This window comes from Pirellulales bacterium (assembly GCA_035546535.1).
Lineage (GTDB): Bacteria > Planctomycetota > Planctomycetia > Pirellulales > JACPPG01 > JACPPG01.
In genome coordinates, this window is record DASZWQ010000210.1 from 1 (window position 1) to 9,707 (window position 9,707).

The window sequence follows — 9,707 nt, forward strand, 5'->3', positions numbered from 1 at the left end:
GAAAGGGCAAGAACCACACCACATAACGCCAAACGCCGCCGTACCAAACCACAGACAACTCAGGCCGAAATCGGCTACGCGTCACTATGCGCGAAGCGGTGGCCTGATTTCCAGGGGAAAAGTGGGCGGTAATCGGTAATCAGTAGGCAGAGGGCAGCGGGCAGAGGGCAGAGGGCAGCGGGCAGTGGGCAGAGGGCAACGGGCAGTGAAGTAGTAAAGAGGTCGAGGAGATTTTTTGCCACAGAGATCGCCGAGGGCACCGAGAGGACGAGAAAGAGGGAGCCGGAACATGAGGAGCCCAATGGCCCTACTTAGCCGCCGGGCTCGCCCGGCGCGCGTGACGCCATCGTCCGCGAGCAGGACGAATGTCGAAAATCAAATGTCGAAGGAAAATCAAAAATCCAAGGACCAAATCGGGTGGTCGTGTCTCGATGCCGGCGCCGCGTTTCTGCACCGCGCATTCCATTCGTCATTCGGTCATTCGAATTTCTTTCGACATTTGAAATTCGACATTCGACATTTACTGCCGGCTCGCCGGGCGAGCCCGGCGGCTAATAATCACTGCCTACTCTCTTCCCTGGACCAGCCCGGCCGTGAATCCTAGGGCGTCGTCGCGGTCGCGGCTGGCGGCCATCAACTGTTCGTAGCAGCCGGCGCGCGTCGCCAGTTCGATCAAGCTGGGCGCGAAGCCCGAGGTGCGCATCTCGGGCCGCAGCAACTCGGCCGACGCCTCGAAGGCTTCCTTCGCGCGGCCCGCGCGGGCCAAGAGCGCCACCAGCACCTCGGCCGGGCCGGCGTCATCGCCGTGCTGGGCGCGCTGGCGAAAGTACTCGATCGCCGCGTCCTGGTTCTCGCCCAGCACGCCCTGAAAGAAGAGCGCGTGCGCCGGATAGGTGTCGGCGAACGGCTCCTGGCCGGCGAATTGATACTGCTTGCTAAGATTCCTTCCATAGGCCGTGAGGTCGAGCGCGGTGCGGAGTACCTGAGGATCATCGCACGCAAGCGCGAAGCGCACGACCGCCGCCAGATGCGTCGTGTCGACGTGATAGTTGTCGTTCTCGAAGAGCCACGGCCGCTTGGCCACGAGCGCCGCCAGCGACGGCTCGGCAGGTTCCTTTCCTTCGCGCCGCGCGATATCGGCCCGCACGTTGCGCGACAGCTCGCCGTGCAAATGTTCGACCAGCAGGGCCGCCACGGCCTGCCGATCGGCCTTCGGCCGGCCGTGCATCTGGCCGTCGTACAGCGTAATCGCGTTGCACGTGCCGTAATGTTCGAGCACGTACTGAAAGCCAAGACGCGGGCAGACTCCTTCGTACAGCGCGACTTCGATGATCTCTTCGTAGTTCTCCGTGTCCCGCGGGATCGCGGCGAGCGCCTCGGCCACGAGCTGGCGATCCCCCGTAGGGCGCAAATACATCCACGCTTCGCGCACGCGTCCCGAGGCCAAGAACAGATTGCCCACCTCGCGACAGGCCGCGACGTAGGCGTCTTCCATCTTGGTCCGGACCGGTTCGGGCAGGTCGTCGAGGCTGCCGCCCAGCGTCAGCGGCAAATTGTGCGCGTGGCGCGCCTCCATCAAACGAGCATCGAACAGCTCGTGGTATTTCTGCTCCTCCTGCAGTCGTTCCGCCAGGCGGCGAAACACGGCCGATGCTCCGCCTTGGTCGGCGGCTGCACGGAGGTCGTCAAAGAATGTTTGAGTCTGCGTCATGCGGCCACTTCCAACCTGGCGGACGAGCGTTTCTGTGCGTCAAAATCCAATCGTAGCAGAGCCCTCCGGTGCCTTCTACGACCACGATCGCGCTCGCGCCGCCCTTTTGCCTGGAAACCGCTCGGGTTAGCATGGATTGGTTCGGGATTTTGCACGCTCAGGAATTAGTGACATACCAAGCATGGCCAGCGACACACCCAACTTCGGCGGCCTACGGGTGGCGGCCTTCGAAAGCCGCCGCGCCGAGGAGATGTCGCGCCTGATCGAGCGCATGGGGGGCGTGCCGTCGGTCAGCCCCTCGCTGCGCGAAGTGCCGCTGGCCGACAACCCGGCGGCGGTCGATTTCGCCTATCACCTGATCAGCGGTCAGATCGACGTCGTGATTCTGATGACGGGCGTCGGCCTGCGGCACCTGGTCACGCAGATCGAGCGCCGCGTGCCGCGCGAGCGCTTCTTGGCGGCCCTCTCCGACATCACGACCATTGCCCGCGGGCCCAAGCCGGTGGCCGTGCTCAAGGAACTGGGCATCACGCCCACCTGGCGCGTCCCGGAACCCAACACGTGGCGCGAGATTCTTTCGACGATCGATCAGCACGTGCCGGTGGCCAATCAGACCGTCGGCCTGCAAGAGTATGGCCAGCCCAACGCCAGCCTGGTGGCAGGGCTCGAAGCGCGTGGCGCGCAGGTGCGCACGCTCAAAGTCTACGAATGGGACTTTCCGGCCGACACCGCCCCGTTGGCCGACAACGTGCGGGCGATCGCCGCCGGCGAGCGGGACGTGGCGATGTTCACCTCGGCCCATCAGGTGGTGAACGTGCTGCGCATGGCGGACCAGCTCGACGTGACACGCGACCTGCGGCGGCAAATGGCCCGCATGGTCGTGGCGTCGATTGGTCCTACGACCAGCGAAACCCTCCGCGACCATGAGTTGACGGTCGACGTCGAGCCGGAACATTCCAAGATGGGGCAGCTCGTCGTCGCCGCTGCCGAACAGGGCCCGGGCCTGTGCAGCCGCAAGCAGCACCTTTCGTCACTCGGAAACGGGGCGGCCGAACGAACAATCGCCGAGCCGAAGCGCGGACCGTGGGACGACTCGCTGTTCATGAAAGCCTGCCGGCGCGAGCCGGTCGAGCGCACGCCGATCTGGCTCATGCGGCAAGCCGGCCGGTACATGGCCGAATATCGCGCCGTGCGCGAAAAAACGACCTTTCTCGAATTGTGTCGCAACCCGCCCTTGTGCGCCGAGGTGATGCTCACGGCCGTCGCGAAGCTGAACGTCGACGCCGCGATCATCTTTTCCGACCTGTTGCCGATGCTCGAGCCGATGGGCCTGGACCTGGAATTTGCCTCCGGCGAAGGGCCCGTGATTCACAATCCCGTGCGCGATGCCGACGACGTCGACCGCGTGGTCGAGCTCGATCACGTCGAGGCGCTCGACTTCGTCATGGAGACCGTGCGGCTGACGCGCGCAGGCTTGCCCGATCATATTCCCGTGATCGGGTTCGCCGGCGCGCCGTTTACGCTGGCCAGCTATGCCATCGAAGGGGGCGCGAGCCGCAGCTACCTGCACACCAAGACCCTCATGTACCGCGATACCGGCGCCTGGGACGCGCTGATGGCGCGGCTCGCCCGCTCGGTGACGCGTTATTTGAATGCGCAGATCGCGGCCGGCGCGCAGGCCGTGCAGTTGTTCGACAGTTGGGTCGGTTGTCTGGGCACGGATGATTACCGCCGCTACGTTCTTCCTTATACGCAAGCGACCATCTCCGGCATTGCGCCCGGCGTGCCGGTGATCAATTTCGCGACGGGCAATCCGGCGCTGTTGCCGCTGTTGGCCGAGGCCGGAGGCGCGGTGATCGGTGTCGATTGGCGCATTCGCCTCGACGATGCCTGGCGGTTGATCGGTCATGACCGTGGCGTGCAGGGAAACCTCGATCCCTTGGTTCTATTGTCCGATCGCGCGCAGATTCGCCGCCGCGCGAAGGAAATTCTCGACCAGGCCGCTGGACGCCCCGGGCATATCTTCAACCTCGGCCACGGCGTGCTGCAGCAGACGCCCGTCGAGAACGTCATAGCGCTGGTGGAAGCGGTTCATGAGTTGGGAGTGCGACCCCGCCCATGAACGGCCCAGCCCCCACGCCGAGAGCGCGACGTGTGGCCGTCGTCGGCGGTGGCATCACGGGCCTGGCCGCCGCGCATCGACTGATCGAACTTGATCCCGCGTGCCAGGTCCGCCTTTTCGAGGCGGGCAATCGCTTGGGGGGCGTTCTGCACAGCGAGCGGCAGGACGATTTCTTGCTCGAATTCGGCGCCGATAATTTCATCACCAACGTGCCGTGGGCGCTCGATCTGTGCCGGCGCGTCGGCCTGGCCGACCAATTATTGCACACAAATTCCGGGCGTCGCCGGGCACTGGTCGTGCGCGATGGGCGGCTGCATCCGGTGCCCGAGGGTTTCATGGTCATGGAGCCGCGGGCGCTGTGGCCTTTGGTTCTGTCGCCGCTCTTGAGCTGGCGTGGCAAAGCGCGGGTGCTGGGTGAATATTTTGTCGCCGCCCGGCGCGACGTCAAAGACGAGAGCCTGGCTTCGTTCGCCACACGCCGCCTGGGGCGCGAGGCTTTCGAGCGCCTGGTGCAGCCGCTCGCCGCCGGCATCTACACGGCCGATCCCGAGCAATTGAGCCTGGCCGCCACCATGCCGCGTTTTCTGGAAATGGAACGTCAGCATGGCGGGCTGATCCGCGCGGTGCGGCACAGCAAGAGCGCCGGTGCCGGCCAGGGAGAAAGCGGCGCGAGGTATAGTTTGTTTGTTGCGCCGCGCGACGGGATGCAGGCGCTCGCCACGGCTACGGCGGCGCGGCTGCCGCCGGAGACCGTGCGATTGAATACTCGGGTGAGCGGATTGCGACGTCGGCCTGAGGGGGGTTGGGAGATCACGGTCGCGGGAGCGGCAGCGCCCGAAGAATCGCGTGAAGAGTTCGACGCCGTGATCTTGGCCTTGCCGGCACATCGCGCGGCGACACTCGTGCAGCCGGTCGATGATTCGCTCGGCTCGGCGCTTGGCGCCATTCCGTACGCCAGCTCGGCGGTCGCGATACTGACGTATCGCCAGTCGCAACTCGCGCGGCCGCCGGACGGTTTCGGCATCGTCGTTCCTGACGTCGAGCGAAGGCCGATGCTGGCGGCCAGCTTTACCAGCGTCAAATTCACGCACCGTGCGCCGCCGGGCTGGACGATCGTGCGGGTGTTTTTTGGCGGGGCCGCGCGGCCGGAGCTGGTCTCGGCCAGTGACGAAGAGCTGTTCACGACGGCGCAGACGCAAATGGCCGAGCTGATTGGCGCCCGCGGCGAGCCGGGTCTGCGCCGCGTTGAACGCTGGCATCGCGCCATGCCGCAATACCATCTGGGGCACTTAGAACGCGTCGCCGATATCCGCGATCGCGTGGCCAGACTGCCGGGCCTGGAACTGGCCGGCAACGCCTACGAAGGGGTCGGCGTGCCGCTATGCATCAAAAGCGGCGAAGCGGCGGCGGAACGGATTCTCGATGCCAAACTCGACCGAAAGGAACAAGCATGAAACTAGAGATGGATTCGGCGGTCGCGGCGTCGTACAAGAGTCCGTCACAGGTTGCCCGAGTCGTTACCGAAGCATGGTGCGCCGCGTCGCTTTACTGCGCGCGATGTCCGGCGGACCGCCTCCTTCGCACACCTCCCAACACGCCAGCAACTGACCTGAAATGCTCGGATTGCGGCAGCGGATATGAGGTCAAGAGCATGAGGCGCTTGGCGAAGGACCGCGTACCGGACGCAGGCTATGATGCAATGCTCCGGGCCATTCGTGCGAACGCCGCACCGAATTTGTTCGTGCTTCACTACGATCACGACTGGCGCGTTCAAAATTTATTATTGGTACCATCCTTCTTCTTTTCGGAAGGTGCCATAGAGCCTAGGAAGCCGCTTCAAGGTGCAGCGCGTCGCGCCGGCTGGGTAGGATGCAACATCCGTCTGACGGCCATCGCGCCTGAAGGGCGGTTGAAGATCGTTGAGAACGGCAAAGTTGTCGACCCTGCATTGGTGCGTGCTGAGTACGCGCGCGTTCAACCGTTGAGCGACGTTCGGCCCTATAGTCGCGGATGGACACTTGAAGTGCTCCGGGCAATTCATGATTTAGGAAAGATCGAGTTCACGCTCTCCGATGCATATAAGGCGGAGCGGCGGCTTACGAAACTATTTCCAAATAACCGCCATATCCGGCCAAAGATCCGACAACAGCTTCAGGTGCTCCGCGACTTGAAGTTGTTGGAATTTATTAACCGCGGGCAATACCGACTTTCCGCGAGAAAAGCTTAAAGTCCCCCCCGTGCCCCTTGTGATCGTCGGCGTTGAGCCCTAGTGCCGCGCGGCGCTCACCCGCCTAGCGACCAGCCGTCGGCGATCGCGGCGTCCTTGGGCACCACGACGATGCCCTCGCAGACCATCGCTTCCGGCGTTTCTCCGGTCGTATCGACGCCGCGCTCGTTGGTCACGCGCACGTTGCTGCCGATGCGGCAATTCTTGTCGATGATCGCGCCTTCGATGACGGTGTTGTCGCCGATGCCCAGCGGTGGTCGCCCCTCGGCGCGGTCGGCCGACAGATCGTCGGGCGATTCGTAGTAATCGGCCCCCATGATGACCGAGTTGCGGATCGTCACGTTGCGGCCGATCTGGCAACGTAAACCGACGACGCTGTTTTCGATCACCGCGCCTTCGCCAATATCACAGCCGTCGGCCAGCAGGCTGCCGCGGATCGTGGCGCTAGCAATGCGCGAGGGAGCGAGAAACCGCGGACTGCTGTAGACCGGCTGCACGGCGGAGGTCAATTCGAAGGGGGGGCGGGCGGCCGCCAGCTCCAGGTTCGCCTGGTAGAAGGAGCGGATCGTGCCGATATCCTCCCAGTAGCCGTCGAACAGGTACATCTGCACTTTCTGCGTGCGGATCGAGGCGGGAAAGATTTCCTTGCCGAAATCGTGATAGTCAGTCTTCGTCAGCAGATCGACCAGCGTCTTGCGATTGAACAGGTAGATTCCCATGCTCGCCAGGCAATCGCGGCCGCGGCTGGCCACGCCACGCGCGTCGATCCACGCCGGTTCGGTCCGCACCAGGTTGACGTCGGCGTCGGTCTTGGGCTTTTCCAGGAATCCCACGACGCGGCCCGAGTCGTCCATCCGCATGATGCCAAAGCCCGCGGCCGATTGTCGATCGACCGGCAGGGCCGCGATGGTGACATCGGCGCCTGATTCTTGATGCGAACGAATCATGGCGGCGAAATCCATGCGGTACAACTGATCGCCCGAGAGCACCAGCACCAGGTCGACGCCGGGCTGCTGGATGTAGCGCAGGTTCTGGCGCACGGCATCGGCCGTTCCCTGGTACCAGTCCGAGCCATCGAGCGTTTGCTGCGCGGCGAGGATTTCGACAAAGCCGCCGCTGAAGATGTCGAAGTTGTAGGTGCGGCGAATGTGCCGGTGCAGGCTGACCGAGTTGAACTGCGTTAGCACATAAATCCGGTTCAGCCCGGCGGCGATGCAATTCGAGATCGGGATATCGATCAGGCGGTATTTTCCGCCGAGCGGGACGGCCGGCTTCGAGCGGTATTTCGTCAGAGGGTAGAGCCGTTGGCCGCGGCCGCCGCCAAGCACCAAAGTCAGCACGCGCTCCATGAAATGTCCTGTCTGGGATGGGGGCCTTTGCTCGGGCCGGCGACAGCGCCGCACGGCTCGCCAGTTTGCGGCTGGACACGTATGTTAGGAGTAAAACTTCGGTTCATCCAGACCCGGGGCGGCCGGCAATGTCGCCGATTCCGGGTCACCGGGAAGAGTACGATGGCGCGACGCGCGAAAATCGACATTCATCGCGACGATGCGCTGATCTTCTTTCCCACGATCGGCCATTACGATTCGGCGAGCGCCGTCTGGCACCTGCCGCTGCACGGTTGGGTCTTCAAGCCCGAGACCAATTCGCTACGCCGGGCGGCGGCCGTCAACCTGCTGCGAAGCTGGCTGGGGTTGGAGCGCGCGAGCATCGAGGGGGAGCTGTTCGCCGAGCGGCTGTGGGCCTTCCTGGTCGATAATCAGCCACGCAAGGCGGTGACGATTCGCGTCGGCAGCGATTCCTTCGAGCTCGCCCCCTCGACCGCGAATGGGCACATTCTCGACGCCTTGCGACTGCCGGCCGGTGCGGTCGAGGCGGCGCTTGCCGAGCAGGCCGACGGGCAGGGTTCGCCGGCGCTCAACCGCTGGCTGAACCTCGACGTCGTCATGCCGCCGGGCGACGAACGCCGGGTGCGAACGGCCCTGCACCTGCTGGGCGAGCAAGGACTGTCGGTGATTTCGGATATCGACGACACGATCAAGATCACGCACGTTCACGATCGCGCGGCGCTCTTGCGGCAGACCTTCTTTCGCGATTTCGAAGCCGTGCCCGGCATGGCCGATCTGTACCGTCGCTGGCAAGCCGCGGGGGCGGCGTTTCATTACGTGTCGCGCAGTCCTTGGCAACTGTATACGCCGCTGGCGGAATTCGTGTTGGACCACGGCTTTCCGGCCGGCACGTTCCACATGCGCAACTTTCGCTGGAAGAATGCCAGCACGCTGGAATCGGATAAGGATGGATCGAAGAAGCTGGCCGTGATCGCGGAAATCTTCGCCAATCTGCCCCAGCGGCGATTCATCTGCGTGGGCGATTCCGGCGAGCACGACCCGGAGGTGTATGCCGAGCTGGCGCGGCGTCATCCGCAACAGGTTGCGCGGATCGTTATTCGTTGCGTGGCGGGGGAAGAGCGGCGCAGCGCGCGATTGTTGCGCACCTTCGCGGGTTTGCCGGAAACGATGTGGCAGGCGTTCGTCGAGCCGGATGAGCTGCCGAGCGAGATTGTTTGATAGATGCTTCCGTGGTCGTAGACCCCGGGCTACTGGCTTTGCCGTTTGCCCGCCGATGCACGTCCTATATTTGAGCGGCGGACCCGCGGCTTTTATAAGATAGTGACCATGAACCACGGTATCACCTGCACGCATCGGCTCGTCTTGCCGGCCGATACGAATCATCACGACACGCTGTACGCGGGCTCCCTCTTGCGCATGGCGCTCGAGGCGGCATATGTCACCGCCTTCCGCACGATCGGTGACGGGGCGAACTTTCTGCTGCGGCGTGTCTTGAGCGTCGAGTGCTACCGGCCCGTGCCGGTCGGCACGATGGTCGAGCTGCAGGGAACGGTGCTGCACCTGACGCGCGCGTACCTGGTGGTCGGCGTCATTGGCTCACCATTGCCAGGAGAGGAGGGCCCGTGGATGGATGCGCTGATGGGCTTTGTGCAAGTCGATGACGCGGGCCAGCCTGCCCCGCTGCCGATCGAATCGATCGCCGCGCCCGCGGCCGACGAGCGCTGGCAAGACTTGCGCGAGCGGATGGAAAAGCTGTTGCGGATGAGGAATAGTGGTCAGTAGTCGGTAGTCAGTAGGCAGAGGGCAGAGGGCAGTGGGCAGTAGCGGTAGTGGGTAGCGCGGAAGTAGTCGATGCGCTAATTCCCCTCCCTTTCAGGGAGGGGTCAGGGGAGGGTCTCGGTTGTCCGCCGCCGTCACGCGTTACTTCCGAGGCACCTTCAAACTTCGCTGATCGATTCACCCCTCACCCTGCCCTCTCCCCCCCTCTCCCCCGAAGGGAGAGGGATGAGGCAGAGGGCAGTAGCGGTAGTGGGTAGCGTGGAAGTAGTCGATGCGCTAATTCCCCTCCCTTTCAGGGAGGGGTCAGGGGAGGGTCGCGGTTGTCCGCCGCCGTCACGCGTTACTTCCGAGGCACCTTCAAACTTCACTGATCGATTCACCCCTCACCCCGGCCCTCTCCCAATAGTGTTCGGTTCAAGATTTGCTACGGGGGTTTCGCTGTGGCGTGATGTTTGGCGATAGCTTGCTCAAGTTCGTCGAGTGTGGCCCAGCCGCTGAGGTAGTGGCAGAGCATTTCGT

General features: G+C 63.9%; 7 protein-coding genes. 5 read left to right on the plus strand and 2 right to left on the minus strand.

Annotation, left to right across the window (positions count from 1 at the left end):
* Positions 1-565: 565 nt before the first annotated feature.
* Entirely contained in the window at positions 566-1,711 is a 1,146-nt protein-coding gene (locus VHD36_24855; protein HVU90575.1) for a hypothetical protein, read from the minus strand.
* Positions 1,712-1,892: 181 nt separating this feature from the next.
* On the opposite strand from VHD36_24855, the gene hemE reads away from it, so the two are divergent.
* From hemE to VHD36_24870, 3 genes are read left to right on the plus strand one after another with little or no spacing between them, the layout of a single operon-like run.
* Positions 1,893-3,833 carry a uroporphyrinogen decarboxylase gene (gene hemE, locus VHD36_24860; protein ID HVU90576.1) on the plus strand — a complete coding sequence of 647 codons (1,941 nt, stop codon included), beginning with the start codon at positions 1,893-1,895 and terminating at the stop codon, positions 3,831-3,833.
* Complete coding sequence (gene hemG / locus VHD36_24865; protein ID HVU90577.1) at positions 3,830-5,287, plus strand: protoporphyrinogen oxidase; 1,458 nt, start codon at positions 3,830-3,832, stop codon at positions 5,285-5,287. The genes hemE and hemG overlap by 4 nt, the downstream gene beginning before the upstream one ends.
* Before the next feature lie 8 nt (positions 5,288-5,295).
* Positions 5,296-6,060, plus strand: a complete 765-nt coding sequence (locus tag VHD36_24870; GenBank protein HVU90578.1) for a DpnI domain-containing protein — start codon at positions 5,296-5,298, stop codon at positions 6,058-6,060.
* Between the two features lie 56 nt (positions 6,061-6,116).
* Here VHD36_24870 and VHD36_24875 read toward each other — a convergent pair whose 3' ends face one another.
* Positions 6,117-7,409 carry a glucose-1-phosphate adenylyltransferase gene (locus VHD36_24875; GenBank protein HVU90579.1) on the minus strand — a complete coding sequence of 431 codons (1,293 nt, stop codon included), beginning with the start codon at positions 7,407-7,409 and terminating at the stop codon, positions 6,117-6,119.
* Between the two features lie 162 nt (positions 7,410-7,571).
* Here VHD36_24875 and VHD36_24880 point away from each other — a divergent pair, with 162 nt between their 5' ends.
* On the plus strand, positions 7,572-8,627 hold the full coding sequence (locus tag VHD36_24880; protein HVU90580.1) for an App1 family protein: 1,056 nt from the start codon (positions 7,572-7,574) through the stop codon (positions 8,625-8,627).
* A gap of 108 nt (positions 8,628-8,735) precedes the next feature.
* Positions 8,736-9,191, plus strand: a complete 456-nt coding sequence (locus VHD36_24885; protein HVU90581.1) for an acyl-CoA thioesterase — start codon at positions 8,736-8,738, stop codon at positions 9,189-9,191.
* The last annotated feature ends 516 nt before the right edge of the window (positions 9,192-9,707 follow it).

Coding starts and splice junctions, on each gene's coding strand:
- VHD36_24855 (HVU90575.1), bottom strand. CDS start 1,711: ATGACGCAGACTCAAACATTCTTTGACGACCTCCGTGCAGCCGCCGAC.
- hemE (HVU90576.1), top strand. CDS start 1,893: ATGGCCAGCGACACACCCAACTTCGGCGGCCTACGGGTGGCGGCCTTC.
- hemG (HVU90577.1), top strand. CDS start 3,830: ATGAACGGCCCAGCCCCCACGCCGAGAGCGCGACGTGTGGCCGTCGTC.
- VHD36_24870 (HVU90578.1), top strand. CDS start 5,296: ATGGATTCGGCGGTCGCGGCGTCGTACAAGAGTCCGTCACAGGTTGCC.
- VHD36_24875 (HVU90579.1), bottom strand. CDS start 7,409: ATGGAGCGCGTGCTGACTTTGGTGCTTGGCGGCGGCCGCGGCCAACGG.
- VHD36_24880 (HVU90580.1), top strand. CDS start 7,572: ATGGCGCGACGCGCGAAAATCGACATTCATCGCGACGATGCGCTGATC.
- VHD36_24885 (HVU90581.1), top strand. CDS start 8,736: ATGAACCACGGTATCACCTGCACGCATCGGCTCGTCTTGCCGGCCGAT.